The sequence below is a fragment of the Kiloniella laminariae genome (genome assembly GCF_027214005.1).
Classification (GTDB): Bacteria; Pseudomonadota; Alphaproteobacteria; order Kiloniellales; family Kiloniellaceae; genus Kiloniella; species Kiloniella laminariae_A.
Window position 1 is genome coordinate 161,542 of the sequence record NZ_JAPWGY010000004.1, and the last position, 25,313, is coordinate 186,854.

A 25,313-nucleotide genomic window follows, 5' to 3' on the forward strand; every position below is an offset into this window, starting at 1 on the left:
ATCAGGAACGCTTGCCTTTGAGGGTCAAGCGACCTTTTCCTTTGGCAGCAGGTCTTTTACTCGCGGGTCGGTCACTGCTTTCGTGTTTTGAGGCCTCACGCTTTGGCGCTTCGCGACGGGAGCTTTGCTTCCCTGCACCAGCTTTTGAAATTGAGGTCCGTTTGGCATCACGAGGGCCACTTCCTCCCGGCTTTGTTGAAGCCGCTCGGCCTTTCAGCGGAGGCCGCTTCCCCCCTTTGGCAGGGGTGTCTTCAGGATCAGTATCGGCTTCCTCTCCCTGCAGACCCAGTTGGTCTTTCAGCAAGCGAGGCGGGATTTCGGTAATTTCCCCCGGCGGAAGGTCGCCTAACTGGAACGGGCCGTAGGAAATGCGGAGCAGTCGGTTAACAATTAAGCCAAGATGTTCGCAAACCCGGCGAATTTCCCGGTTTTTCCCTTCGCGCAGGGACATCAGCATCCAGGCATTGGTCTGAGCCTGATGAGCTATTGTCGCCTCGATCGGTCCGTATTGAATGCCGTCGATGTTCAGGCCATCGGCCAGAGCCTTGATGTGGTGTTCCTCTACCTGACCATGAACACGAACCCGGTAGCGGCGTTTCCATCCTGTTGAAGGCAGCTCGAGCCGTCGTTTGATTTCGCCGTCATTGGTAAAGAGCAACAGGCCTTCGGAATTGAAATCGAGCCGTCCGACAGGTTGAAGGCGGGGCAGATCCTTTGGCAGATTGTCAAAGACAGTTGGTCTGCCTTCGGGGTCGCGAACCGCTGTGATCAGTCCCTTTGGCTTATGAAACTTCCACAGGCGGGCGCGTTCTGCCTGGGGCAGTGCGACACCATCAACCTTGATCTGGCTCTTGGGTCCAACAACCACCGCCGGGCTGTCGAGCAGCTTGCCGTCGAGCTGTACCCGACCTTCGGCAATCCAGCGCTCGGCATCGCGGCGTGAACAGAGGCCTGCCCGGGCGATGACCTTGGCAATGCGCTCTTCCTTGTTCGAGGCGGGAGCCGCAACAAAAGCTGGCCCAGCCGGAGCTGTCCCTGTTGCTACATCCTTGCCATCTCTGCGAGGACGAGAGGAGGGGGAGCCTCCTTTCCGCACAGATGATGCTCTGCTGTCAGCAGGTTTGCCTCTGGCTGGACGTGATCCGGATGATTTCCGTTCAGGAGATCTGTCGTCAAAGGACCTGTCGTCAAAAGCTCTTCCCTTTCCGCCAGAGCGGGTTTGGGTGCTGGTTGAGCGCGGGGCTCCGGATTTTGTGGTTCTGGGTTTTGTTGGTTTTGTCATGGCCGGGAATGTATGCCTGAGAAGGTCGGCTGTCTACTGTGAATAGAGCAAAAGACCTATGCGTTTATTTAAGCTCCGCCTTGAGATGATCTGGTATCTGATCACCCCCTTGACCAAGGGCGTATTTGCAAGGAAAGTCGACGGCATGAAAAGTGATCAGCACACAGTTTATTGCAAGAAGCCCGGAGAAGCCATGGCAATCGCCCTGGGCGAGGCAAATAGGGCTGCGCAAGCCGGGGAAGTGCCGGTTGGAGCCGTGATTGTCGAGAGTTCGACCGGGCGGGTTCTGGCACAGGCGCACAACAGGGTGGAGAGGGACAATGATCCCACAGCACATGCTGAGGTGCTGGTGATCAGAGCCGCCTGTGAGATGCAGGGAAGTCCCCGATTGGGTGACTGTGACCTTTATGTGACGCTGGAACCCTGTCCGCTTTGCGCCACGGCGATATCCTTCGCCCGTTTACGGCGGGTTTACTATGGCGCCTATGACCCCAAAGGAGGCGGTGTGGATCACGGCCCCCGGATCTATGAACAGGCGACCTGTCACCACAAACCAGAGGTTTATGGAGGGCTGAGTGAAGAGGCCTGTGCGACTTTGCTCAAGGAGTTTTTTCAGTCCCGCCGGAACGCCTCTGACTAGAAATCAGCGGCTGAGTTCGCGCCAGCCGATATCCCTGCGACAAATACCATCTGGCCAGGAAATCTGGTCAACCGCCTGATAGGCATTTTTCTGAGCGGTCCGGATATCTGAACCCAAGGCTGTAACGCCAAGCACCCGCCCGCCTGTAGCGAGAAGGTTCCCGTTGCTGTCACGGGCTGTTCCTGCATGAAAAACAGTCACACCTGTTGTCGCATTGGCCTGTTCCAATCCGTCAATCCGGGTGTTTTTTTCGTAACTGCCCGGATAACCTTTGGCGGCCATAACCACGAGTAGTGCGGTTTCGTCATGCCACTCGAGGTCAATTTTATCAAGACCGCCCTTTGCTGTTGCGATAAGCGCTGGCAGGAGATCTGATTTGAGGCGCAGGCAAAGAGTCTGGCATTCGGGATCACCAAAGCGAACGTTGTATTCGATCAGTCTTGGGCCTTGGTCCGTCAGCATCAGACCTGCAAACAACACGCCTTTATAGGGGTGACCTTCTGATTTCATGCCTTCGATCGTTGGTTTGATCAGCCGTTCGAGTGTCTGTTGCTCGAGCTCTGCAGTTAAAACAGGGGCAGGAGAGTAAGCCCCCATTCCGCCTGTGTTCGGGCCGGTGTCACCTTCTCCGACACGCTTGTGATCTTGCGCAGAAGCAAGAGGCAGGTAATTCTCGCCGTCGGTGAGGACAAAGAAGCTGACTTCTTCGCCCTGCATGAATTCCTCAATCACGACTTCGGTTCCGGCGTCACCAAAAGCCCGGCCAGAGAGAGCCTCTTCCAGGGCCTGTTTGGCTTCTTCCATGCTCATGGCAACGGTAACGCCTTTTCCTGCTGCCAGACCGTCAGTTTTGATAACAATCGGTGCGCCCTGTTCCTCAAGATAAGCCTGGGCTTTTGCCAGATCGGTAAAGCGCGCGTAGGCCGCTGTCGGGATATTGTACTTGGCGCAGAAGTCTTTCATATAGCCTTTTGAGCCTTCCAGCTGTGCGGCAGCAGCCGAGGGGCCAAAGGCCGGAATGCCTATTGTCTCAAGCCTGTCGACAAGCCCGGCAACAAGTTGTGCCTCGGCGCCAACGACAACAAAGCCAATATCATTTTTCTGAACAAAATTGACCAGCCCATCGAGATCTTCTGCCTTGATCGGCAGGCATTCTGCGACTTCGGCTATGCCAGCGTTCCCGGGAGCACAGTAGAGTTTCTCGCAGAGAGGCGATTTGGCGATAGACCAGCTGAGGGCATGCTCTCGGCCACCAGATCCAACGACGAGAATTTTCATTTCAGGCTCCCGGTTTTGACAGGTCGATATTTCAGGTTCATAATTCTGGCAAGCTTATGCCCTATTCCGCTGCTCAAGACCAGACTCAGGCCTCTGATTGAGGCAGAAATATTTCTGCTTCCGGGGCGGAATCACAGCTTTGCTCTGTCGACTTTCCCAACGGGGCTGTTTAGGATGCGGGCATGAACGATCTTTTCACACCCCCACCTTCTGCTCCAGCCGCTTCGGGAACCACTGAACGCGGAAATAACGCCCCTGCGCTCAGTGTTTCAGAGATTTCCAACTCGATCAAACGCGAGCTTGAAACCCGATTTGATCGCGTGCGGGTACGCGGGGAGATATCAGGTTTCAAGCAGGCTGCTTCAGGGCATATGTATATGTCTCTGAAAGACGATAATGCGGTGCTTAGCGTTATCTGCTGGCGCGGTGTTGCAAGCAAGCTTTCGATCCGCCCCCAGGATGGTCTTGAAGTCATTGTCACCGGGCGGATTACCAGTTATCCGGGACGCTCGAACTATCAGATTGTTATCGAGAGTATGGAACTGGCTGGCGAAGGTGCGCTGCTCAAGTTACTTGAAGAGCGCAAGCGTATGTTGGCCGGAGAAGGACTCTTCGCCGAAGAACGCAAACGTCGTATTCCCTTTTTGCCGGAAGTAATCGGTGTGGTGACGTCGCCGACGGGGGCAGTTATCCGGGATATCATGCACCGGCTTTCAGATCGTTTCCCGCGTCGCGTTCTGGTCTGGCCTGTTCTGGTGCAGGGCGATGGGGCGGCAGAGCAGATTGCCAGGGCGATTGAAGGCTTTAACAAGCTTCCCCTGACAGGCCCTGTACCACGCCCGGATGTTCTGATTGTTGCCCGTGGTGGCGGAAGTCTTGAGGATCTCTGGGCTTTTAACGAGGAAGTTGTGGTGCGGGCTGCAGCGAACTCGGCGATTCCGCTGATTTCGGCTGTCGGGCACGAGACCGATACTACGCTGATTGATTTTGCATCAGACCGTCGGGCGCCGACGCCAACAGCGGCTGCGGAAATGGCGGTGCCGGTACGGGCTGATCTGATCGGTGAAAATCAGGAAATCGGACGCCGGATCTATGCCGGGGCAAATCGCCTGCTCAATGAACGAAAAATGCAACTTGAAGCTCTTGCAAGAGGGCTCCCAGATCCTCGGCGACTGGTAGAAGAGAAAACCCAGCGGCTGGATGATCGGGTGGAGAGGATGCGCAATGCAGTGCGTGGTTATTTACGCAACCACACAGCGCAGCTTTCAGAAATTTCGGCACGCCTGCCCCATCCCAGACAGCAGATCCTGTTGGCAAGCCATCAACTCGACAGTTTGAAAGAGCGTATGTCTGTTTCCCTGAGGCAGGTCCTGCCCAAACGGCAACAAGAATTTGATCAGCTGGATGCGGCGCGACGTATGCAGGCGGCAACAGGGCTTCGTCTTGAACGGAGTGCCACGGCCCTGCAATCTCTGGATCGTGTCCTTGAGAGTGTGTCCTATAAAAATGTACTGAAACGCGGATTTTCCGTTGTGCGGGGTGAAGATGGTGCTGTGCTCGCTCCGGACCAGATATCCGACGGTATGCATCTGAATATTGAGTTTGCCAATGATCGTTCTGTCGCGGCTGTTGCCGGGAGCGAGACAAATCCTTCAGCCACTTCCAGTGGAGCTTCGGGGAAATCCGGTTCCAAACAGAAAAAGAAACCGGGTATTCCAGGCGACGCTGTTCAGGGGAGCCTTTTGTAATGCGATTGATTCCACTTCTTTTTGTATTGTTACTGCAAACGGGTGCTGTCTTGGGGGAAGAGGCTGTTTCGTTAAAAGGTCAGCTCATCCAGGGGGGAATCATTATCGGCAAAACGGCGCCGGGTTCACAAATTTTGCTGGATGGGCAGGCCTTGAGAGTCTCGGCAGTCGGGGATTTTGTCTTCGGCTTTGATCGCGACGCAGAACCACAGGCTCTCCTAACGGTTATCGCACCGGGTCAAGCGCCACTTATCCAGAAACTGGAGATCGCCCGCCGGGATTACGACATTCAGAAGATTGAAGGCGTTGAGCAGAAATATGTTTCCCCGCCAAAAGAGGTGACGGAGCGGATCAGCAGGGATGCACAGCTCGTTGCTGCTGCCCGTAAGGATGATATCGACAAGCCGATGTTTGCCTCTGGATTTTCCTGGCCTGCACAGGGGCGGATCTCAGGGGTTTATGGCAGTCAGAGAGTTTTTAACGGGGTGCCCAAACGACCACATTATGGTGTTGACGTTGCCGCACCTGTGGGGACGCCGATACTGGCCCCGGCAGAGGGGATTGTCACCCTGGCCGAGCCGGATCTCTATTATTCAGGCGGGACGGTTATTCTGGATCATGGACATGGCCTGTCCTCGACCTTTCTGCATATGGACAGTGTGACGGTTCGTGTCGGGGAGTATCTCAAGTCTGGGGATCAACTCGGAACCCTTGGTGCAACGGGACGTGTTACCGGGCCGCATCTGGATTGGCGGATGAACTGGTTCGAGCAGCGGGTTGACCCGCAAACACTGGTTGAGGCTATGCCGCAGTAAATGCACGACTGAGTCGGGCAAAACAGGTTTTATTCGCTCTTTTCCTTCAGTTTTTTGTAAGCGGCCTTTGGCCAGCGGCGATGAAGCCAGAGCCATTGGCCGGGTGTTTCTCTGATCCAGCCTTCGAAAATCCGGTTTAGTTCTGTCATGCCTTCGAGACAATCCTGGTCTCGTTTGCCACTGTTGGGGAACTCGAGCGCATCATGGCAGATCAGATGAAAAGAGGCTGGCCCAGTTCGTTTGCATTGAATGGGAAAGACTGCAACGTCTGTTTTTGCCCCGAGAATGGCCGGAGCGGCAGGGCTCATTGCCGGGATTCCAAAGAAGGGAACTTCGACCCCGTCATTCATCTTCTGGTCGGCAAGCAAGCCAACAGCCTCTTTGTTACGAAGTGCCTTTAAGGAGGCTCTCGCGCCATCCACGCCCTTGGATGCTGAATGATTTCCGGTTGAGGTCCGGATATCGTCAATTATTTTGGCAACAAGCGGGTTGTTAGGCTGGCGCACAAGAATGGTCTGGGGATAGCCGAGCAACGCTGCCGTCATCGGCAGAATTTCCCAATTGCCAATATGGGCACCGATAAAAAGCAGGGCTTTGCCCTCTTTGCGCGGTTGCTGGAACTTCTCCAGCCCGCTTACTGTGATGTATTGGTCGTGCTTCTGGACAATTTCCCGCAGATGGGGGTATTCGAAGATAACCCGGCCGAGATTATCCCACATGTCCCGGATTATCTGCTTGCGCTCAGTTGCAGAAAGCTCTGGCAAAGCCAGTTTCAGGTTCAAATCCGCCTTGCGGGTAATGCCGAGTGAAGGGCCAATAGACCGACCAAGAAACCCGCCAAAATTCGAACAGGCCTGAACTGGAAAAAGGCGAACCAGACGTAAAAGGGCGCGCAAGCCAAGAGCTTCAAATCTGTGACGGTAAGTGGGAACAGAGTTCATGGTCTAGTTGCCTGTAGCCTTGGAAAGCAAATCCTTGATAACCCCGGGATTATCCCAAACAGCGCGAATGGGCAAGCTGATGATTTCAAGTGGGGAGGCCGAAGGGATCAGACCATTAAGCTTTACGGTGTCTTTTTCCGTGGTCAGAATGAGTTTGGCTCCCTTGTGCTGGGCTTCCTGAATAATCTGTTGGATATCATGAGAGCTGTAGGGATGGTGATCGGGAAAATCCCGACGGCCAACCAGCTTCACACCAAGCTGTTCCAATGTTGTATAGAATTTTGACGGATAGCCGATACCTGCAAAGGCAAAGACCATTTTGTGATGCAAGTCAGGAAGGGTGCCCCCGCCAGCCCGAGGTCCAGGTTCTATATGAGCCTGGATGAGAGGGCAGTCCTGCAGGGAAGCAAAGATTTCCTGGTTTATCTCTGCTTGGGCCGATGGTTTAAGAAAAACCACAGCATCAGCGCGGGAAAGTCCGGTTTTTATCGGTTCACGCAACGGGCCGGCAGGGAGAACGCGGCCATTGGAAAAGCCGTGCGTGGCATCGACAACAATAAGAGATAAGTCCTTATAGAGGCCAGGATTTTGAAAGCCGTCATCCAGGAGAAGAATATCCGCACCTGCCGCGATGGCTGCTTTAGCACCGGCAACACGATCCTTGCTGACCCAGATGGGAAAATCCCGGGCAAGAAGCAGGGGTTCGTCTCCGACTTCGGCTGGACTGTGAACTTCAGTTTGAACCAGCAGGGGACCTGTGGCGCTTCCGCCGTAGCCACGGGAGATGATATGCGGGTTCTTGCCTTCTTCACTGAGCAACTGTGCCAGCGCGGCTGTAACGGGGGTTTTGCCGCTGCCTCCAGCCGTCAGGTTTCCAATGCAGATCACGGGTACGGATACATGCCTGGGTCGGGTGAAGCGGTGGCGCAGATTGCTGCCAAGGCTGTAGAGCAGAGAGGCAGGCAGAAGCAGAGTGCTGAGAATATTGCGGTGTTGCCAGAAATCAGGGGCGTGCATCCGCTGCTCCCTTTTCTGGCGGTGCTTCAAGGTCATTTGCCCTGAGAGGAGTTGCAGGCGTAATAGGGACGTGGCCAAAACAAAGATCAGCTTTACGCGTCAATTCGTTCAATTGCTCTTCCAGTTCAAGCCGATAACTTTCCAGCTCCTCTTTACTCGCGTCTCTGGGAACAGCAATTGGCGTTCCCCAATGTATGATCCCGCGACCAAAAGGGAGAGGCAGGCAAAAACGATCCCAGGAATCAAAGATCTTGCGCGAGGAGACGTTGCCAGAGATCGCGATCATCGGACGCCCGGTCATTTGCGCAGCCTTGACCGCACCGTTCTTGGCGCGCATTCGGGGACCTTTAGGACCATCGGGTGTAATGCCGATCGCTCCGCCTTTATCAAGAGTACGTTTTAAGGTGACCAGTGCAGAAGCTCCACCGCGGCGACTGGAGCCTTCTACTGTTCTGAACCCGAGGTTTTCAATTGCCCTGGCAATCACCCGGCCATCGCGGTGGGCTGAAATCAGCATGTGAAAGCGACTGCGATCACTGTGTTTCCATGCATGAAACATCATGACCATTCTCGAGTGCCAGAAACAGCCAATGATATTGGCTTCCTGGTCGAGAAAAAGCCTTGTCTCATCGGGCATCACTTCCTGCCAGCGGGTGGTCGCCCGAACCAGGGCAATATAGCTCGACATCATGCGGGCTATCAGGTTCTGAACCGGTACTGAACGGAGGAGCCGTTTGGAAAGTTTCATTATACCTTTATCCGGGGAGGCCGATCTGGTTTTTTGCCATCAGGTTGGTTTCTGTCAGCGGTGATGCTGCCTCTGTATCAGACTGGGCTTCTTCGGCAAACTGCAGGCTGTAAAGTCGGGCATAGGCGCCGTCTTTTTCCAGCAATTCGCCATGTGATCCCTGTTCAATAATCTTTCCTCGATCCATAACATAGATGATATCAGCGTCAATAACCGTGGAAAGACGATGGGCTATCACCAGCGTTGTTCTTCCTTCCATAAGGATCTTCAGGGCATCCTGAACGTGGCGTTCTGATTCTGTGTCGAGGGCTGAAGTCGCTTCATCAAGCAGCAGGATCGGTGCATTCTTGATCATGGCCCGGGCGATGGCGACTCTCTGGCGTTGTCCACCGGACAGACGTGAGCCCCGGGGGCCAACCAGGGTGTCATAACCATCAGGCAAGCTGCTGATAAAGTCATGGGCGTGGGCATTGCGTGCTGCTGTGATGATCTCTTCTTCACTGGCAGCCGGGTTGCCGTAGGCGATGTTAGCACGGATGCTGTCATCAAAAAGTTGAATTTCCTGGCTGACCAAGGCAATGGACTGGCGCAGGCTTTCCAGCGTGGCATCGCGCACATCCTGCCCGTCAAGCGTGATACTGCCTTCGCTGACGTCATAGAAGCGGGGGATCAAATTGAGAATTGATGTCTTTCCTGCTCCTGAGGCACCCACCAGTGCAATGGTTTTATTGGCGGGGGCGTGAAGATTAATGTTTTGAAGAGCAGGGGCCTCATCACTGTATTTAAAGGTGACGTTGTTAAAGAAGACCTCACCCTTTTCGATCGTCAGTGGCCTCGCGTTCGGGACATCCTGGATATCAGGCTGGCTGTCCAGGACTGCGTAGACCCTGTGCGCGGAAGCAAGCCCGGCCTGCATGCTGGCGTTAAGTTTTGACAGTTTTTTGATCGGCTCATAAGCAAGCAGCAAAGCGGTTATGAAAGCAAAAAAAGAACCAGGGTCTTTGGTTCCCTGTATTACTTCATTGCCGCCATAAAGAATAACGACAGCAATCGCGATGCCACCCAGCGTTTCCATAATGGGAGACAGCAGGGAACTTGTCCTTGCTGATTTTATGTTCAGGTTCAAAACCTTGTGGATTACAGCTGAAACCCGCCGGGTTTCATGCTCTTCCATGTTATAGGCTTTGACATGGCGAATTCCCTGGAAAGCTTCATCCAGCCGGGTGGTCAAGAGGCCGAGGCTTTCCTGCGTGTTATTTGAAACTTTGCGGATGCGACGGCCGGTTTTGGCAATAGGAAGAATTGCAGTCGGAAATGCTGCAAAGGCAACGGAAGCAAGAATCCAGTCTTGATAAAACATCATCCCAATCAGGCCCGCTGCCGTAAGGGTGTCTTTACCAATAGAGGTCAGCGTATTGGAGACAACACCTTTGAGCATGTTTGCGTCATTGAGAAAACGGGAGACCAGATTTCCGGGGGATTCTTCATGGAAATAGGCAAGATCCGCGCGCATCAATTTTCTGAAAAGCTGCTCCTGGATAGTGGCAATGATTTCCAGGCCGACACGTTGCATCAGCATTGTCTGGGCGTAGGTGGCAGCACCTTTAACCACAAAGATGGCAATAACACCCATGGCAATCGGCACAAGTAAATCAGCCTGTTTGTTCAGGAAAATATCATTGATGATAGGTTCCATCTGTTTGGCCAGCATGACGGTGCAGGCGGAAACCAGCGCCATAGCCAGGAGCGAGAGCCCGATTTTACCGAGTTGTCCGGTAACATAGTCCTTGAACAGGCGCTTGAGAAGAAAACGGGTTGAAGGATCACCCAATTTCATCTTGTTACTTTTATCATTCGACATCTTGTTCATTTCTATTTGTCGCGGACCTTCAGGCGGTTTTATCCTGAATTCTCGTAAACTTCATATCCTTTTTACCGGGGGGCATATTAGTTCCCGGCAACGGTCATTCCGTCAATTCTTACCGTAGGAGCATTACTGCCGTAGCGGAAAGTAAGGTCATTGGCGGGTGTCAGGTTAAGGAACATATCCTTAAGGTTTCCTGCAATAGTCGCCTCTGAAACCGGATAGAGTATTTCACCATTTTCAATCCAGTACCCACCTGCACCGCGGCTGTAATCCCCCGTCAGCCCGTTCACGCTCGAGCCCATCATCTCAGTGACAAACAGGCCTTGTTTGATATCCTTGATCAGCTCTTCCGGGGGCAGTTTTCCGGCTTCCATATAGAGGTTCGTCGGAGAAGGACCGGGGTTTCCTGATGTTCCGCGTGAAGCGTGCGCTGTACTGGTCAAGCCAAGCTGGCGCGCAGAACTCAGGCTGAGCAGCCAGGTCAAGAGTTCACCATTCTCAACGATGTTCTGCTTTCGATTGGCCAATCCTTCGCCATCAAAGGGTTTGGAACGTAATCCCCGGGCAAGGTGGGGATCATCAACGATGTTGATGCCCCGAGAGAAAATCTGTTTCCCGAGAGAGTTTTTGAGGAAACTGGTGCCGCGGGCAATGGCTGGTCCTGTAATCGCACCGATCATGTGCCCCATAATACTTGTCGAGACCCGGGGGTCAAAAACAACAGAGATATTGTTGGTGGTCTTCGGTTTACGAGGATTTAGCCGTCGCATAGCCTTGTTGCCAGCACTGAGTCCGATTTCCTGTGCAGACATCAGGTCGTTGCCATAAACGGCGCTGGAAAAATCATAATCTCGTTCCATCCCGGCTTTTTCCCCGGCGAGAACCGAGACCGAAAGGGAGTGACCGGACGAATTGTACGCTCCGGCAAAGCCGTTGGAAGCGACCATGGCAATGGAGGCCTCGCCCCAACTGGCTTCGGCGCCACCTGAATTACTTACACCTTCAATTGAAAGTGCAGCTTCTTCACAGTCCCGAGCCCGGGCAATCAGTTCTTCGGCTGTCGGTTCAACCGGGTCATATATATCCAGCTCCGGGATTGTACGGGCAATATCTTTGGGATCTGCTATTCCGGAATAAGGATCTTCGGGCACTGCGCGCGCCATGGCAACTACGCGTTCAACCAGCTGATCAAGAGCTTCTGATGATGTGTCTGTGGAGGAAACAACCGCGTTGCGTTTTCCAATGAAAACCCGAAGCCCGAGATCTTTGCTTTCTTCGCGTTCGAGTTTCTCCATTTTCCCCATACGTTGGGCATGGGATACAGATACGGACCTGAACATCACGGCATCCGCCGAATCAGCTCCTGAGGACTTCGCTTTTTTTAAAAGGTCTTCAAGCAGATTCAGGGATTCGTTGGGTGCTGACATCGGGGATCCTTATGTAAAATATCTTTGAGCCTATATATAGGCCAGCTCGGCCTGACGATAAAGCAGCTGCTGCAGGTTTATTTCTGTATGACGGGAAGTAGACGACATGGAATGAGTTCAGAAGTTCTGTTTTGTTTATGTCGCGTCGTTTGTGCCACATATCTAAAGTTGAAAGTTGTGCTGGTGAAAGGGGGAATTCTCATCTAAACAAAAATATCATTTTTTTGGAGGTATTATGGGTTTTCTTGGAAACAGACAGTGTATTGGGCTTTCAGTTTTAGCGATTTCACTTGGACTTATGGGGTGCCAGACAACGGGGTCAAGTATTCCTGGAGAAGGGAAAGTTTTAGCTGATTATCCGCTGGTTTTTTGTGCAAAGGATGGCTCTAAAACTCAACTGGTTGCCTATAAGAATCTGGACCATGCTCCGCGTACGAATTCAGTTTCTCCCTATTGTGATAAAGCAGCCTATGAAAAAGGAGAAATTTCCGGGTACCTTAAGGAAAACGGATACTTCTTTTCTGGCTTGAAGGGCGAATTTCATATCGTCTGTGCAGAAGGTTTCATTTCCCTTTCCGATCCGTTCGAAATTCCAGATTCCTGTTCATTGCAATAATCTGGTTTGAGAAGGCTTCTGTAACTCTGCTTCGTTACACAGGTAAGTAAAAACAGCCGTGGGAAATTTATCCTACGGCTGTTTTTATGAATACTCTGTCGAAGGATAGATTATTTGCCCAGAATCTGATTGGTCGCAGATACTATTGCCCGGATTGAGGCAACGGTGGTGTTCGAATCGATACCGATACCCCAGACAGTTTGACCGTCATCGGTTTTCAGTTCGAGGTAGGCGACAGCCTTTGCGTCGGATCCGTGGGTCAGAGAATGCTGATGATAGTCTTCGACACTGAGGCTGACACCCAGGTTTTCGGCAACAGCGTTGATAAAACCTGCGACGGGACCATTGCCTTTACCCATGATCTGCCGGGCTTCGCCGTTAAAATTGATCTGGGCAGTCAGGTGGCGGATCTCTGCCGCATGCGTGTCCGGCACCGTGGTGTGGCTTTTGAATTGCAAAGGTGTTGACCAGCGCAGATAGGACTCGTCAAAAGTCTCCCAGATGACTTCTGGGGTGATTTCTTTTCCCGTGGTTTCGGCAATATGTTGAATTCTTTTCGAGAAGTCCACCTGCAGTGCCTTGGGCAGCTCCATGTGATAGTCGGTTTGCATGATATAGGCTACGCCGCCTTTACCAGACTGGCTATTGATCCGGATGATCGCTTCATAACTGCGCCCAATATCCTGGGGATCGATGGGCAGATAGGGAACTTCCCAGAGATCTTCATTACTTGCCTTCAGTGCGGTCATGCCTTTTTTGATCGCGTCCTGATGCGAGCCAGAGAAGGCGGTGTAGACCAGTTCTCCGACCCAGGGATGACGGGGGTGAACAGGAAGCTGGTTGCAGTATTCCGCAGTATCCTTGATCCTGTTGATATCCGAGATGTCCAGCTTTGGATCAACGCCCTGAGTCATCATATTAACAGCCAGAGTGACAAGGTCGACGTTTCCTGTGCGTTCGCCATTGCCAAACAGTGTTCCTTCAACACGGTCAGCCCCTGCGAGTAAACCCAGCTCGGTTGCCGCAATTCCTGTACCGCGATCATTGTGCGGGTGCAGACTGATTATGACAGAATCCCGGTTTTTGATGTTGGCACAGAACCATTCAATCTGGTCTGCGTGAACGTTAGGGGTAGACATCTCGACGGTGGCTGGCAGATTCAGGATAACCTTGTTTTCGGGGCTGGCTTCCCAAACATCCATTACAGCCTCACAGATATCACGGGCAAAAGGCAACTCCGTTCCGGTGAAGCTCTCTGGCGAATACTGGTGGATGATTTTGGTGCCAGGGACTGTCGGGATCAATTCCTTGATCAGCTCTGCCCCCTTGACAGCAATATCGATGATTCCCTGCTTGTCTTCCCGGAAAACCACACGTCTTTGCAGCTCTGAAGTCGAGTTATAGAGATGTACAATGGCGCTTTTGGCACCCTGGATGCTTTCAAAAGTCCGCCTGATCAGATGCTCGCGGGCCTGGGTCAGAACCTGAATGGTGACGTCATCAGGAATCATGTCCTTTTCAATGAGCATGCGCAGGAAATCAAAATCGGTCTGGGAAGCGGAAGGAAAGCCAACCTCGATTTCCTTGAAGCCCATCTCAACCAGCAGATTGAACATTTTTTTCTTGCGAGTGGTATCCATTGGCTCAATGAGAGCCTGGTTGCCGTCGCGAAGATCAACGGAACACCAAATCGGGGCCTGGGTGATGGTCTTGTTCGGCCAGGAGCGGTTTTCCAGTTTTACCTGTTCAAAGGCACGGTATCTCTCAAATGGCATTTTCTGCATTTTTATGCTCTCCAACGGTCCGGGGCGCTCTGGCATCTGTGCTTTTCGGCGCAACATCCGGCATGTCTAAACTTTTATCTGATATTTGGAAATAGCGGCAGTGCATAGGAAGCATCTTCAGTTCATATACATACGATCACCGGGGGCCGCTTACAGGCCCCGATGATCGTGGGTAAGTCGCAGGTTGCCCCAAGTCTGACGCAGGACAAAACGTTGTTCGTAAGTACCAGATGGCTCTAACAAAAGACGAGCCGACAAAATATGAGAAGTAATCATTACAGCGGTATTCCGTTAATTCCGAGTTGCAAATAGCAGCACGACCGGCTCTCTTCAGGAGGCCGGGGTGATAAGTCGCCCTAGAAGGCGTGTGCTCAGAATGGGTCCGCGTTTAATCATGAGGTAAAGATGCGGTGCAATGCAGCCAGGGTCAAGCCCTTAATCCGACAATTTGTCTCAATATCGTAAATTAAAAAAGGTAAACTGGATTACTCTGTTTAAATCATAATGTTGTGTTTGAACTCATTGTGATTTAAGGCGGAATAGCATCCAGACAAAAAGAGCCGTTCCGAGAAGTGTGAGCATTGAACCGACCGCAACGGGGGCATTGTTACTGGTATCAAGCGCAACGAAGATTTTCCCCAGAACCAGTATGATGGCCCCAGCCTGAAACAGCCAGAATTGCAGTTTTGCCTGAGGGTGTCCTGCCAGGTCAGGAAAATGTTTGAGGGTAAAGCCAAAGGTCAGGGATAACAGAAAACCAACAAGATTGGTGTGGGCATGGGCATTCGAAAAATGAAAGCTTTCGGTGATTCCCATCCAGATCCCAAAAACCATACCGCTGAGCAGCCAGACAAAACCTGTTTTAATATAGCGCTCAGAGAGAGAAGCGTTGGTCATAATTATCTCCTTTGCTATTTTCTTGTGAAAATCAGACAAATTCAGAAACAATGTATACCCGAAACGTTTTGTTCCTTGTTGAAAAGAGAATAAAAGAAGGCTTGCCTATACCGAAGCATCATTGCTTGTTGGATAAGAAGTCGACACAGATAAATAACATATTTACCTTCACACCGTCGATAGAGAGCGGAAGAATGACATCCTCAATACTTTTATGTGCCTTGTAGCGACCAATATAAGGTGGGTTGGCGATAACCGGCGCTTTTTCTGTGACGGCTTTTTCCAGATAAGACCATAGTCTGCTGGGTTTTTTCTGGTGAGGGATGCTTGACATCCAGCGGCCTGTCGGGTTTTCGGTGAGATGCCTGACAATCTCAGATCCAATCAGGCGATACCTGAAATCCAGCGGTTCGAGCTGTACCTCGTGTATCAGAATATTCGGGAGCAAATTCCGTAGATCGGCAGGGTCAAGATCTGCTCTGGCAGGCATCAGGCGATCCCCCCTCTTCGCATCCCAGTACTGATACATTTCAAAATTCTTGATCGACTTGATCTGGGAGGGATCAAAACTCATGGGTCTTCTCGCTAGGCTTGTCTATGCCGGATGTGGAGCGGCAGTAGTCTTTAAATAGTAATAAAAAAACAGTCTTCAGGATGCAGAAAACTATTTTTTCCAGATAGATTTTCCTGACCCGGGGAGGCCCAACTGACTCCAGATATCATCGATTTTTTCGATGACAGCTTCATCCATGCGAATTTCCTCGCCCCATTCCCGTTTGGTCTCAGGTTCCCATTTGTCTGTGGCATCAAGTCCAATCTTGGAACCAAGCCCGCTTTCGGGAGAGGCGAAATCCAGGTAATCAATCGGAGTACCTTCGATGACTGTAATATCGCGGGCCGGGTCCATCTTTGTGGACACCGCCCACATCACATCTTTCCAGTCACGCGCATTGATTGTGTCATCCACGACAATGACCCATTTGGTATACATAAACTGACGCAGGTAGGACCAGACCCCCATCATCACTCTTTTAGCGTGACCCGGGTAAGCTTTTTTCATCGACACGACGGCAATTCTGTAGCTGCAGCCTTCCGGCGGTAACCAGAAATCACTGATTTCCGGAAACTGCTGCTGTATCAGCGGAATAAACACTTCGTTCAAGGCTTCTCCAAGCACGGAGGGTTCATCGGGCGGGCGTCCGGTGAAGGTCGAAAGATAGATAGGTTTTTTCCGCATGGTAATGGCGGTAATGGTAAAAACCGGGAAGGGTTCGACCGAATTGTAATAACCGGTGTGGTCGCCATAAGGACCTTCATCACCATATTCATCGAGGCTGACAAAACCTTCGAGAATGATTTCGGCATTGGCCGGGACCTTGAGCGGGACGGTTTTACAATCAACCAGCTCTACTTTTTTACCACGGAGCAAGCCCGCAAACTGATACTCTGACAGGGTATCCGGTACAGGGGTTACTGCGGCAATAATTGTCCCCGGGTCGGACCCGAGAACCACGGCAGCAGGTAAGGGATCCGGTTTTTGTTTCTTCCAGCGGGCATAATGCTGAGCCCCGCCGCGATGTTTGAGCCAGCGCATCAGGGTTTTGTTCTTGCCCAGAACCTGCATGCGATAGATGCCAAGATTGAAGACGTCGGTTTTTTCGCCGCCGGGACCTTTGGTGACGACCAGCGGCCAGGTTATCAGGGGGGCGGGTTCGCCGGGCCAGCAGGTCTGGATGGGCAGTTTGGCAAGATCAATGTCATCACCCGTCAGGACGATTTCCTGGCAGGGGGCCGAAGAAACACTTTTCGGTTTCATGGCCATGACCGTTTTCAGGATTGGAAGATTGTTCCAGGCCTCTTTAAGACTCCCTGGTGGTTCAGGTTGCCTCAAAAAGGCCAGAGTCTCTCCGACTTCACGCAGTTCTTCCGGGCTGCGCTCCATGCCCCATGCGACCCGTTCAACTGTGCCAAAAAGATTGACCAGAACAGGCATGCCATACGGGGTCCCATCCTCCTGTATGACGTTTTCAAACAAGACAGCAGGCCCGCCCTCGGCCAGAAGTCTGGTCTGGATTTCGGTCATTTCCAGCAGCGGTGAAACAGGGTGGGAAACCCGGATCAGGCGCCCTTGGTCTTCAAGGTGGGTAATAAAATCCCGCAAGGAGGAGTATGGCATTGGTTATGACGGTGCTTCTTCTGGTTCAACAATCAGGGCTGTGCCTTCTACGCTGGTTATACGCACCTTGCTCCCCTCGGGTAAATCCCCTCCCTTGATTTTCCAGATGACACCGTTGATGGTTTCCCGACTGCCCCCCTGTGTGAGGGGTTTTTTCAGGGTCAGAGTTTGACCTATAAGGTCTTGTCCCCGTTTATTGAGGCCGGGTTGATCCGTGAGAGTCGGGTGTCTTTTGGCATAGTTGCGCCAAACAACAATCGAGATAACGGACAAGACGGCAAAGATAAGGATCTGGTGTTCCCAGGCCATGTCGGGAAACAGATAGAGCAGCCCGCCGACTATTGCCGCGGCGATGCCCATCCAGAGAGCAACAGCGCCGGGGGCAAAGACCTCTACCGAGATGAGAAACAGGGCAAAGACCCACCAGTACCAAAATTCGATCTGTGTCAGAATAAACATGGTGTTTGAAAGTCCTTAGTTGTCGGGACTGTTTTGCTTGTCACCTTTCCAGGGGGAAGGTTTTTTCTTGGCGGGAGCTTTGTCGTCCCCAAGCATGGATTTTGCCAGTTCTGCCACTCCGGCAATGGAGCCGAGTATGCCAGTTGCCTCCATTGGCAGGATCATGGTTTTCTGGTTTGGTGAATCTGCAAAACGTCCAAAAGCTTCAACATATTTCTGAGCGACAAAGTAGTTGATGGCCTGGATATCACCTTCGGCGATTGCCTGTGAGACCACAGTCGCGGCCTTGGCTTCTGCTTCGGCTTCCCGTTCGCGAGCTTCGGCGTCACGGTAAGCCGATTCACGTCTCCCTTCGGCTTCAAGAATTGCTGATTGTTTCATGCCTTCTGCCCGAAGTATCTGGGCCTGGCGTACGCCTTCAGCTTCCAGAATACTGGCGCGTTTATCACGCTCGGCTTTCATCTGTCTCCCCATCGATTGTACCAGATCCGCCGGGGGGGTAATATCCTTTATCTCAACCCTGGTAACCTTCACGCCCCAAGGTTCTGTCGCATCATCGACCACCCTGATCAGCTCGGCATTGATTTTGTCCCGTTGGGAAAGTAGCTCATCCAGATCCATTGACCCCATAACGGTTCGGATGTTGGTCATGGTCAGGTTGAGGATTGCGCGCTCAAGATCGCGAACTTCGTAAGCTGCTTTTGCGGCATCGAGGATCTGATAAAAAACCACGCCATCAACCTGAACAACTGCGTTGTCTTTTGTAATCACCTCCTGCGAGGGAACATCCATGACGGTTTCCATCATGTTGAGGACAGCACCGATTCTGTCCACGATGGGAACAATGAGATGTAGACCAGGAGAAAGGGTTTTGGTGTAGCGCCCAAAGCGTTCGATTGTATATTCGCTTCCCTGTGGAACAGATTTGACCCCCATCAATACAAGGATAAAAGAGAGTACGACTGCGGCAATGGCGAAAATTGAAAAAGCTGACAACATGGGAAAGCCTCATAGATAAAAATTCATGCAAGAACGAAACGGTAATAATTTATCTATGACAGAATGAACAAAGCAGTGGCTACAGGGAAACAATTTTTTACCAAATGGCAGCATAGACACTTTGTTTCGCCAAATTATGGACTTTCAATAACTTTGTTACGGGAAATGTGATATTTTTTTTAATAAATTTAGGGTTTTTTTCTATTCCTCTGGAAACAAGAAGCCTATAGTACCAGAAGTTTGTATGTACCGAGACAATTTCGGGATTGGTATCTAGAGTGGCTGGAATGACTCAATTTTTTGTGGTTGGCGGTGAATATGCGGATAGTTCTTTCTGCGAAGCCGTCGGGGGGGACGAAGAGTGGATTGGTCCGTTTTCGAATTATGAATCGGCACAAAAGGAGTGGTCACGCAGAGCGTGGCTAACCGTCGATGATTGTACAACCCGGTTTCGTATCGAACGGGTTGATGCGGATGCGCCCCCACCTTGTACAGACTAGATAAGGCTTCCTGAATGTCCTGGGTTTTACCCGGCGACCAGGAGACCCGATTGAGGATTGCCAAAGGCTATCCTTTTGAAGCTCCGCCTTCTTCTTATCTTTTCGAAGATGGGCAGGTCAGGCTTTTCTCTGAGCTCCAGGGGGAAGAGCTTGCTCATTGGAACACCGTTGTTCGACAGAGAACAGCGGTGATTGCGCATGGCTCCAATCGAGCTCCCGAGCAGCTGGCCCGCAAGTTTGCAGGGCATCTCTCGGCTGGAGAGGCGATTCCTGTTACCGCCATATGGCTGAAAGATCACGAAGTGGTCTATTCTGCACATGTGACACGTTATGGCTCGGTTGCTGCAGAGTTGATCCATTGTCCGGGAACTGCAGTGCAGGTGTTTGTAACCTGGCTTGATCAAGCGCAATTGTTACGGATGCATGAGAGCGAGCTGCCTTCAGAGAACTATACCTATGGGCATCTGGATTGCGACTGGATATCTGCGGACCTGCGGACGGATCATGACGCGGAGCAAGGGAGTGTTTGCCGGGATATCTCTCTGCCCTCAGTTAAGCTCATGGTTTATCGCAGCACGGCTGGGGCCTTGAGCTTCAGGGGGGAAGCTGTGGCGATTTCCGCACTTCCTGCCCGGGGCAGATCCTTGCAAGCCTGGCAACAATGCGAGGTATTGCAGCATGTTCATCAGGTTCATGGCTTGAGGCAATGTGACCTGCCAGAATTGCTTGATCAGGCAATCCTTGAAGCTATCGACTCTTCCGACTATCGGCGGAGGTTGGTGCGAAGTTTAAAAAAACAATCATTGGATGTTCCTCACCCTTCCTATACTATTTACCTGTAATAAAGTTTATTTTTCTTGCAAATAAAAAGGCAGTTCTTTAAAGAGCGCGCTTCACGGGGCCATACTGGGATCTGTACTGAAAAGGAACAGATCACGATTGAGCCAAAGTCATCTACTGGTTGGGGAGGACGCAGAGTGTCTAAAGCACACGCCCTCTTCCAATTGGGGATGGACTTGAATCAAGGTTCAAGCACCACCCAAACGGAAGAAAACAAAACAGCTGTTCAGGACGCTATCAAAGCAACAGGCAGCGGAATTTCGAACGTGGTTAATCTTGATGATGACCGGAAAGATTATTTTATCGAGCGCGATGGTATCCGTTTTGCCGGGACTCATCTGATCATTGATCTTCTCGGGGCATCACGACTCGACGACCTGGAATTCATACAAGAAACACTGATTGAATGTGTTGAGAAGTCCAAGGCGACCCTGTTGCACATTCACCTGCACCACTTCACGCCTAATGGCGGTGTGTCGGGCGTAGCTGTTCTGGCTGAATCGCACATTTCCATTCATACCTGGCCTGAAAAAGGCTATGCGGCCCTGGATGTGTTTATGTGCGGTGATGCAGAGCCACATAATGCGATCACGGTTCTGAAGGACGCCTTTGGGCCGGATAAAGTGGTTGTGGATGAGTTCCGTCGTGGGAAGGAAGTGGGATGAACAAGTGGGTTACGGAAGGTTTGCATGGGGACCTTCGTACCAGCTATGGCATCAAGAAAGTCCTCTTTGATAACCAAACCGAACACCAGAATCTTGTAATTTACGAAAATGAGATCTATGGCCGGATCATGGCCCTGGATGGTGTGACCCAGGTCACGGAACGCGACGAATTTATCTATCATGAAATGCTCGCCCATGTGCCGATCCTGGCGCATGGTGCTGTGCAAAGGGTACTGATCATCGGGGGTGGTGATGGCGGTATGCTTGAAGAGGTTCTAAAGCACAAGTCTGTGGAAAAGGTCACGATGGTTGAAATCGACCGAACGGTGATTGATCTGAGCAAAGAGCATCTGCCAATGATCTGTGGCAATGCTTTTGAGGATCCCCGTCTTGATCTGGTTATTACAGATGGCTGTCAGTTTGTTGAGAACACGTCGGAAAAATATGACGTCATTATTGTTGATTCCACGGACCCGATCGGGCCGGGGGAAGTTCTCTTCACCAACAATTTTTACACCCGCTGCAAGGCCTGTCTCAGGAAGGGGGGCGTACTTGTCACCCAGAACGGTGTTCCATTCCATCAGGCTTCAGAGCTGAAGTCGACACTGCGATATTTTCGGCCGATTTTTGCTGAGGCAACCTGCTATATGGCAAGTGTTCCGACCTATGTCGGTGGTGCTATGGCCTTTGGCTGGGGCACGGATCAGCAGGGGCTGAAGGATATTTCTCTGGATGTTCTAGAGGCCCGTTTCCGCCGTGCGCAGATTGATACAGGCTATTATACGCCTGAAGTCCACAGAGCTGCCTTTGCCTTGCCCGGCTATGTTCAAAGGCTGGTGGCCTGAAGAGGTTTGTTTTAAACACAGCTGGTGATCAGGAAGTCTTGAGGCTTCCTGACAGGCTAAACCGGGCATTCTGGCCGCTTAATCAGTTTTGCTGGCATCAGATTCCGTACAGAATTGCCAAAGTATATAGCTTCTGCTTTTTCAAGATCTTCTATCGACAGTTTTTTCTCGCTTAACTCTTTGAAGTTCTCCTTGAGCAGGCGGGTTCTCAAGGTGCCATTAAGGACACCGCAGTCGAGAGCTGGCGTGTAAAGGCGTCCTCCGATTTCAATGAAAACATTGGTCCGGGAACCTTCTGTTAGCTCGCCTCTTTCATTCAAGAAAAGGACTTCGTCACAACCCGAGTCTTTTTGTCTTGCAGCCAGCTCATCTTCGTAAAAATCCCGTTTCGTCGTTTTGTGGTAAAAGAAGATATCGCTGCTATCGACTTTTTTATCTGAAATAACAAAGGTGATTTCCTGTCGCGGATCCTGAAGGGGGATCGGCGTTGCAGTGAGACTGCTTGATCCATCTTTGTGGAGCAGCAGACGGGCGCGCTGGGTACCTTCGAGTGAGAGCTGGTCCAGCTGGTTCTCTATGGCCGCCCTGTCAAAGGGATAGCCGAAGAACCCGGCGGAGTTTTCAAGGCGTTGCAGATGTTCTTCTCTGAGGTGATATCCCTGACCTTCTTCCCAGCGCAATGTTTCCAGCAGGTCAAACTGAGGTTTGCTGTATCCCGCAGTGTTGCCTGAGAGAAAACGTCCCTTGAGCAGGCATTCCTGATATTCTGCAGCTGGTTCAGAGTCATAAACGATACCGCTGCCGATGCCCATTTCCCCTTTGCCATCCCGTCCGATGGCAAGGGTGCGTATGGCAACGTTGAAGCGGGTGTCGCCATTGGGTGCGATGTGGCCGATGCTTCCGGTGTAAATTCCGCGTGGGCGGGCTTCAAGCTCATGGATGATTTCCATTGTGCGCAGTTTGGGTGCCCCAGTGATTGATCCACAGGGGAAAAGTCGTTTGATCAGGTCGGTTGATGTAATTTCAGGTCTGAGTTCCCCTGTGATGTTCGACGTCATCTGATGGAGAGAGCGGTAGGTTTCAACCGTAAAAAGTTCCGTTACCTTAATGCTGCCTGTGGTGCAGACCCGCCCCATGTCATTGCGAAGCAGATCGACAATCATCAGGTTTTCGGCCCGGGACTTTTCATCCCTTGTCAGCCAGATCTTGTTTTCGACATCTACGGCTGGCGTATTGCCTCTTGCCGCGGTTCCTTTCATTGGCCGGGTTCTGGCTTTTCGTCCCTCTGTGGAGAGGAAAATCTCGGGCGAGAGAGACAGAAACGTCTGGTCCTCTGTTCTGATAAAGGCGCCATTGGCAACATTCTGTCGCTGGCGCAGTTCCTGAAACAGGCCGACAGGATCTCCGGATAATTCGAAATCGTGCTTGAAGGTGTAGTTCACCTGATAGGTATCACCTGCCGCGATGTAATCTCTTACCTTCTCTACTGCGCGGCAATAGTCGGCTTCTGTCATCGACGGGGTGAGGTTATCCAACTGATAATCCCCCCAGCGTTGTCGGGCGAGAAAACGGTTGGTCTCTTCCGGAGTCAGAAGCAGTGCCTGATCGAACACCCCGAACCAGAGCAGTGGCGTGTCGGGGGTGAGCTGTTTCAGAAGCCCCTGCAGCCTGGGCTCAAAGTGATAGCCGAGTTCATAGGACAGGTAGCCAGCCAGATGCTTTCCTGCTTTTTGTGCTTTTTCCATATCGGAAAAACACATTTCAAGAGTGGTGGCTTCGGTGCACTGGATAACGGCTTCCGGCTTGATAAACAAAACAGAGCCCGCACCGGAGAGCGTATCGTCCAGCAGCACAAAGGGGTCTGTCTGTTTTTCCAAATGCGCGTTCATCGGTCTGATATGGATTCCATTTTGTGAAGAGCTTTAACCTGCTCTTTGCCTGAGGTCCAGTTCTCTTTGAAAACAGGTTTTCTTACCAGGACATTTTAGGAAAACAACAAAACCGGGACTGTCTGTTTGCGTCCTTTCCTGATCATGAAAAGCTCTTTTCCTCTTGGTCTTTCCCATATTTTTGTTCGGACGGGATCAGCTCCCATACAACCGCATTGCGGACATCGGTATCTTCAAGGGCTGAAGTGGTCTGGACAGAGTAGGATATCAGTCGTTGCAATCCCTGCCTGGGAAGGTAGGTTCGCCCGGGGTCGCCCAGCAGGACCTGTGTCCCTGAAGCTGCAAGTTTATGCAGCCATGTCATGATTTCGTCTGCCATGGGGCCATCGTAACAGACGTCTCCGGCGAGCACGAGGTCCCAGCCCGGATTGGATCTGCCGATCAGATTTTCCGAAGTGGTTATGAGCCTGACCTGGTTGAGTGCAGCATTCAGATCTGTGGCGGCAATGGCATGGGGATCTATGTCGGCTGCGAGCACTTCTGCGGCCCCGGCTTTTAGTGCTGCGATGCCTTGCAATCCCGACCCGCAAGCAAAATCGAGGACTCGTTTCCCTTTAACAAGATCGGGATTGTCGAGAATATATTGCGCGAGGGCCTGTCCTCCTGCCCAGGCAAAAGCCCAAAAGGGAGGCGCAATGCCCAGTTTTTCGAGCTCTTTTTCACCGGCTTGCCAGAGCGGCAGGTCTTCCGCTGCAAGATATAGGCGGATAATATCACCAAGCAGAGCTGTGCCACCGGGTCGCGTATTGGCAAGGATCAGTTCTTTCATCCTGTGACTGTCAGGATCAGAGAATTTGTCTTGAAAGTCCTGTAGAGACATCGTTGTCAGCTTTAACCCGAAGCCAGGCTGGTCGCAGCAATGCCAGCCAGAAAGATCCATCCGATGGTCCGGTTGGATTTGAAGAGATAGAGGCAGTTGTGAGGGTCATCGATATCAAGCCGCAGGATCTGCCAGCTGAAGTGTATCACCATACTGACAATCCCTAACCAGAAAGGCCACGGCAGAGCGAGTAACCAGCCTGAGAGAGCAAAACAAAGGCTGCAGATGCTGTAAAAAAGTATCAGCCAGTTCCTGGTTTTATGACCAAGCCTGAGCGCAGTCGATTTGACACCAACCAGAGCGTCGTCCTCTTTATCCTGGTGGGCATAAATGGTGTCATACCCGAGAGTCCAGGCCAGGCCGCCGATGTAGAGAAGCAGAGGCGCAAGTGAGAGATCCCCGCGGACAGCCGCCCAGCCGACCAAAGCCCCCCAGTTGAAGGTGAGGCCCAGCCAGGCCTGGGGCCAATAGGTAATCCGTTTCATAAAAGGGTAGAAAACGACGAGGAGAAGGGACGCGGTAGCAAGGAGGATTGTAAAGTTGTTGAACTGTAAAATAACCAGAAATCCGAGAAGCAGCTGCAGAGCAAGGAAGGCAATAGCCTGACGCATGGAAAGTTCTCCGCTTGCCAGCGGACGGGTTGCTGTGCGGGCAACCTTGCGATCGAAATCCCGATCAGCCATGTCATTCAGTGTGCAGCCGGCCCCCCGCATAACAATAGCGCCAACGGCGAACAGCAGGGGCATATACCAGGGTGTGTAGGGGCTGCCGAATTGATAGCCAGGAGCTGTGGCAGCCAGGGCCAGTGACCACCAGCAGGGGAAAAGCAACAGCCAGGTGCCGATAGGCCGGTCAAGGCGGGCCAATCGCAGGTAGGGTCGCATACAAGCGGGTGAAAGACGGATAATCAAATGATCATCCACGATGTCGCTTGCACTATCGTTTCTTGCTGACAATGTGCTATCCATTTGTTTCGTACATGATAAAAACACGCTGTTAT

The 25,313-nt window shown here is 51.9% G+C and carries 24 protein-coding genes; 8 read left to right on the forward strand and 16 right to left on the reverse strand.

Features of this window, described 5'->3' with window-relative positions; translation table 11 throughout:
* Window position 1: 1 nt before the first annotated feature.
* Entirely contained in the window at window positions 2-1,282 is a 1,281-nt protein-coding gene (locus O4H49_RS13215) for a pseudouridine synthase (RefSeq protein ID WP_269423910.1), read from the reverse strand.
* A gap of 193 nt (window positions 1,283-1,475) precedes the next feature.
* On the opposite strand from O4H49_RS13215, the gene O4H49_RS13220 reads away from it, so the two are divergent.
* Complete coding sequence (locus tag O4H49_RS13220) at window positions 1,476-1,922, forward strand: nucleoside deaminase (RefSeq protein ID WP_269424049.1); 447 nt, start codon at window positions 1,476-1,478, stop codon at window positions 1,920-1,922.
* Between the two features lie 3 nt (window positions 1,923-1,925).
* Here the strand turns inward: O4H49_RS13220 and purD are convergent, their stop codons facing one another.
* Window positions 1,926-3,200, reverse strand: a complete 1,275-nt coding sequence (purD, locus tag O4H49_RS13225; protein WP_269423911.1) for a phosphoribosylamine--glycine ligase — start codon at window positions 3,198-3,200, stop codon at window positions 1,926-1,928.
* 182 nt (window positions 3,201-3,382) lie between these two features.
* Between purD and xseA the strand changes: the two genes are divergently transcribed.
* Window positions 3,383-4,948 (forward strand): exodeoxyribonuclease VII large subunit, encoded by a 1,566-nt coding sequence (gene xseA, locus O4H49_RS13230; RefSeq protein WP_269423912.1) that lies wholly within the window; start codon window positions 3,383-3,385, stop codon window positions 4,946-4,948.
* Window positions 4,948-5,763: a M23 family metallopeptidase gene (locus O4H49_RS13235; protein ID WP_269423913.1), complete on the forward strand. Its 816-nt coding sequence runs from the start codon at window positions 4,948-4,950 to the stop codon at window positions 5,761-5,763. Before xseA ends, O4H49_RS13235 begins: the two co-directional genes overlap by 1 nt.
* 29 nt (window positions 5,764-5,792) lie before the next feature.
* Here the strand turns inward: O4H49_RS13235 and O4H49_RS13240 are convergent, their stop codons facing one another.
* The 5 genes from O4H49_RS13240 to O4H49_RS13260 form a co-directional block, all read right to left on the reverse strand.
* A complete protein-coding gene (locus O4H49_RS13240; protein WP_269423914.1) occupies window positions 5,793-6,704 on the reverse strand; it encodes a lysophospholipid acyltransferase family protein in 912 nt (303 codons plus the stop codon).
* A gap of 3 nt (window positions 6,705-6,707) precedes the next feature.
* Window positions 6,708-7,721, reverse strand: coding sequence for a tetraacyldisaccharide 4'-kinase (gene lpxK, locus O4H49_RS13245; protein WP_269423915.1), 1,014 nt, complete (start codon window positions 7,719-7,721; stop codon window positions 6,708-6,710).
* Complete coding sequence (locus O4H49_RS13250; protein WP_269423916.1) at window positions 7,708-8,469, reverse strand: lysophospholipid acyltransferase family protein; 762 nt, start codon at window positions 8,467-8,469, stop codon at window positions 7,708-7,710. The genes lpxK and O4H49_RS13250 overlap by 14 nt, the downstream gene beginning before the upstream one ends.
* 7 nt (window positions 8,470-8,476) lie before the next feature.
* The gene (locus O4H49_RS13255; RefSeq protein ID WP_269423917.1) at window positions 8,477-10,330 is read right to left on the reverse strand and encodes an ABC transporter ATP-binding protein; all 1,854 of its coding nucleotides are present in this window, start codon (window positions 10,328-10,330) and stop codon (window positions 8,477-8,479) included.
* A gap of 86 nt (window positions 10,331-10,416) precedes the next feature.
* Window positions 10,417-11,763, reverse strand: coding sequence for a TldD/PmbA family protein (locus O4H49_RS13260; protein WP_269423918.1), 1,347 nt, complete (start codon window positions 11,761-11,763; stop codon window positions 10,417-10,419).
* A 235-nt stretch (window positions 11,764-11,998) separates the two neighbouring features.
* Between O4H49_RS13260 and O4H49_RS13265 the strand changes: the two genes are divergently transcribed.
* A complete protein-coding gene (locus tag O4H49_RS13265; protein ID WP_269423919.1) occupies window positions 11,999-12,379 on the forward strand; it encodes a hypothetical protein in 381 nt (126 codons plus the stop codon).
* A 110-nt stretch (window positions 12,380-12,489) separates the two neighbouring features.
* Here the strand turns inward: O4H49_RS13265 and leuA are convergent, their stop codons facing one another.
* The 6 genes from leuA to O4H49_RS13295 all read right to left on the reverse strand — a co-directional run bounded on the left by leuA (window position 12,490) and on the right by O4H49_RS13295 (window position 18,694).
* Window positions 12,490-14,163: a 2-isopropylmalate synthase gene (leuA, locus tag O4H49_RS13270; RefSeq protein WP_269423920.1), complete on the reverse strand. Its 1,674-nt coding sequence runs from the start codon at window positions 14,161-14,163 to the stop codon at window positions 12,490-12,492.
* Between the two features lie 519 nt (window positions 14,164-14,682).
* Window positions 14,683-15,060 carry a hypothetical protein gene (locus O4H49_RS13275; RefSeq protein WP_269423921.1) on the reverse strand — a complete coding sequence of 126 codons (378 nt, stop codon included), beginning with the start codon at window positions 15,058-15,060 and terminating at the stop codon, window positions 14,683-14,685.
* 118 nt (window positions 15,061-15,178) lie between these two features.
* Complete coding sequence (locus tag O4H49_RS13280; RefSeq protein ID WP_269423922.1) at window positions 15,179-15,634, reverse strand: PAS domain-containing protein; 456 nt, start codon at window positions 15,632-15,634, stop codon at window positions 15,179-15,181.
* Window positions 15,635-15,724: 90 nt separating this feature from the next.
* On the reverse strand, window positions 15,725-17,236 hold the full coding sequence (locus O4H49_RS13285; protein ID WP_269423923.1) for a UbiD family decarboxylase: 1,512 nt from the start codon (window positions 17,234-17,236) through the stop codon (window positions 15,725-15,727).
* A gap of 3 nt (window positions 17,237-17,239) precedes the next feature.
* Entirely contained in the window at window positions 17,240-17,695 is a 456-nt protein-coding gene (locus O4H49_RS13290) for an NfeD family protein (protein ID WP_269423924.1), read from the reverse strand.
* 15 nt (window positions 17,696-17,710) lie between these two features.
* Complete coding sequence (locus tag O4H49_RS13295; RefSeq protein WP_269423925.1) at window positions 17,711-18,694, reverse strand: SPFH domain-containing protein; 984 nt, start codon at window positions 18,692-18,694, stop codon at window positions 17,711-17,713.
* 287 nt (window positions 18,695-18,981) lie between these two features.
* On the opposite strand from O4H49_RS13295, the gene O4H49_RS13300 reads away from it, so the two are divergent.
* The 4 genes from O4H49_RS13300 (at window position 18,982) to speE (ending at window position 21,544) form a co-directional block, all read left to right on the forward strand.
* Complete coding sequence (locus tag O4H49_RS13300) at window positions 18,982-19,194, forward strand: DUF4170 domain-containing protein (protein WP_269423926.1); 213 nt, start codon at window positions 18,982-18,984, stop codon at window positions 19,192-19,194.
* Between the two features lie 14 nt (window positions 19,195-19,208).
* Window positions 19,209-20,036, forward strand: coding sequence for a hypothetical protein (locus O4H49_RS13305; protein WP_269423927.1), 828 nt, complete (start codon window positions 19,209-19,211; stop codon window positions 20,034-20,036).
* 135 nt (window positions 20,037-20,171) lie between these two features.
* Window positions 20,172-20,699 (forward strand): adenosylmethionine decarboxylase, encoded by a 528-nt coding sequence (gene speD, locus O4H49_RS13310; protein ID WP_269423928.1) that lies wholly within the window; start codon window positions 20,172-20,174, stop codon window positions 20,697-20,699.
* On the forward strand, window positions 20,696-21,544 hold the full coding sequence (speE, locus tag O4H49_RS13315; protein WP_269423929.1) for a polyamine aminopropyltransferase: 849 nt from the start codon (window positions 20,696-20,698) through the stop codon (window positions 21,542-21,544). The genes speD and speE overlap by 4 nt, the downstream gene beginning before the upstream one ends.
* Before the next feature lie 56 nt (window positions 21,545-21,600).
* Here speE and pabB read toward each other — a convergent pair whose 3' ends face one another.
* The 3 genes from pabB to ubiA form a co-directional block, all read right to left on the reverse strand.
* A complete protein-coding gene (pabB, locus tag O4H49_RS13320; RefSeq protein ID WP_269423930.1) occupies window positions 21,601-23,421 on the reverse strand; it encodes an aminodeoxychorismate synthase component I in 1,821 nt (606 codons plus the stop codon).
* A gap of 154 nt (window positions 23,422-23,575) precedes the next feature.
* On the reverse strand, window positions 23,576-24,373 hold the full coding sequence (locus O4H49_RS13325) for a methyltransferase (RefSeq protein ID WP_331283760.1): 798 nt from the start codon (window positions 24,371-24,373) through the stop codon (window positions 23,576-23,578).
* Window positions 24,325-25,281: a 4-hydroxybenzoate octaprenyltransferase gene (gene ubiA / locus O4H49_RS13330; RefSeq protein WP_269423931.1), complete on the reverse strand. Its 957-nt coding sequence runs from the start codon at window positions 25,279-25,281 to the stop codon at window positions 24,325-24,327. The genes O4H49_RS13325 and ubiA overlap by 49 nt, the downstream gene beginning before the upstream one ends.
* Window positions 25,282-25,313: the final 32 nt, after the last annotated feature.

What these genes read in the sequence shown, in the direction of transcription:
- purD (WP_269423911.1), bottom strand. Translation starts at nt 3,200, where the DNA reads ATGAAAATTCTCGTCGTTGGATCTGGTGGCCGAGAGCATGCCCTCAGC.
- O4H49_RS13300 (WP_269423926.1), top strand. Translation starts at nt 18,982, where the DNA reads ATGACTCAATTTTTTGTGGTTGGCGGTGAATATGCGGATAGTTCTTTC.
- O4H49_RS13275 (WP_269423921.1), bottom strand. Translation starts at nt 15,060, where the DNA reads ATGACCAACGCTTCTCTCTCTGAGCGCTATATTAAAACAGGTTTTGTC.
- O4H49_RS13235 (WP_269423913.1), top strand. Translation starts at nt 4,948, where the DNA reads ATGCGATTGATTCCACTTCTTTTTGTATTGTTACTGCAAACGGGTGCT.
- O4H49_RS13240 (WP_269423914.1), bottom strand. Translation starts at nt 6,704, where the DNA reads ATGAACTCTGTTCCCACTTACCGTCACAGATTTGAAGCTCTTGGCTTG.
- O4H49_RS13325 (WP_331283760.1), bottom strand. Translation starts at nt 24,373, where the DNA reads ATGGATCTTTCTGGCTGGCATTGCTGCGACCAGCCTGGCTTCGGGTTA.
- O4H49_RS13250 (WP_269423916.1), bottom strand. Translation starts at nt 8,469, where the DNA reads ATGAAACTTTCCAAACGGCTCCTCCGTTCAGTACCGGTTCAGAACCTG.
- O4H49_RS13265 (WP_269423919.1), top strand. Translation starts at nt 11,999, where the DNA reads ATGGGTTTTCTTGGAAACAGACAGTGTATTGGGCTTTCAGTTTTAGCG.
- O4H49_RS13290 (WP_269423924.1), bottom strand. Translation starts at nt 17,695, where the DNA reads ATGTTTATTCTGACACAGATCGAATTTTGGTACTGGTGGGTCTTTGCC.
- O4H49_RS13305 (WP_269423927.1), top strand. Translation starts at nt 19,209, where the DNA reads ATGTCCTGGGTTTTACCCGGCGACCAGGAGACCCGATTGAGGATTGCC.
- O4H49_RS13220 (WP_269424049.1), top strand. Translation starts at nt 1,476, where the DNA reads ATGGCAATCGCCCTGGGCGAGGCAAATAGGGCTGCGCAAGCCGGGGAA.
- O4H49_RS13285 (WP_269423923.1), bottom strand. Translation starts at nt 17,236, where the DNA reads ATGCCATACTCCTCCTTGCGGGATTTTATTACCCACCTTGAAGACCAA.
- O4H49_RS13215 (WP_269423910.1), bottom strand. Translation starts at nt 1,282, where the DNA reads ATGACAAAACCAACAAAACCCAGAACCACAAAATCCGGAGCCCCGCGC.
- ubiA (WP_269423931.1), bottom strand. Translation starts at nt 25,281, where the DNA reads ATGGATAGCACATTGTCAGCAAGAAACGATAGTGCAAGCGACATCGTG.
- O4H49_RS13295 (WP_269423925.1), bottom strand. Translation starts at nt 18,694, where the DNA reads ATGTTGTCAGCTTTTTCAATTTTCGCCATTGCCGCAGTCGTACTCTCT.
- xseA (WP_269423912.1), top strand. Translation starts at nt 3,383, where the DNA reads ATGAACGATCTTTTCACACCCCCACCTTCTGCTCCAGCCGCTTCGGGA.
- O4H49_RS13260 (WP_269423918.1), bottom strand. Translation starts at nt 11,763, where the DNA reads ATGTCAGCACCCAACGAATCCCTGAATCTGCTTGAAGACCTTTTAAAA.
- lpxK (WP_269423915.1), bottom strand. Translation starts at nt 7,721, where the DNA reads ATGCACGCCCCTGATTTCTGGCAACACCGCAATATTCTCAGCACTCTG.
- speE (WP_269423929.1), top strand. Translation starts at nt 20,696, where the DNA reads ATGAACAAGTGGGTTACGGAAGGTTTGCATGGGGACCTTCGTACCAGC.
- O4H49_RS13255 (WP_269423917.1), bottom strand. Translation starts at nt 10,330, where the DNA reads ATGTCGAATGATAAAAGTAACAAGATGAAATTGGGTGATCCTTCAACC.
- leuA (WP_269423920.1), bottom strand. Translation starts at nt 14,163, where the DNA reads ATGCAGAAAATGCCATTTGAGAGATACCGTGCCTTTGAACAGGTAAAA.
- O4H49_RS13280 (WP_269423922.1), bottom strand. Translation starts at nt 15,634, where the DNA reads ATGAGTTTTGATCCCTCCCAGATCAAGTCGATCAAGAATTTTGAAATG.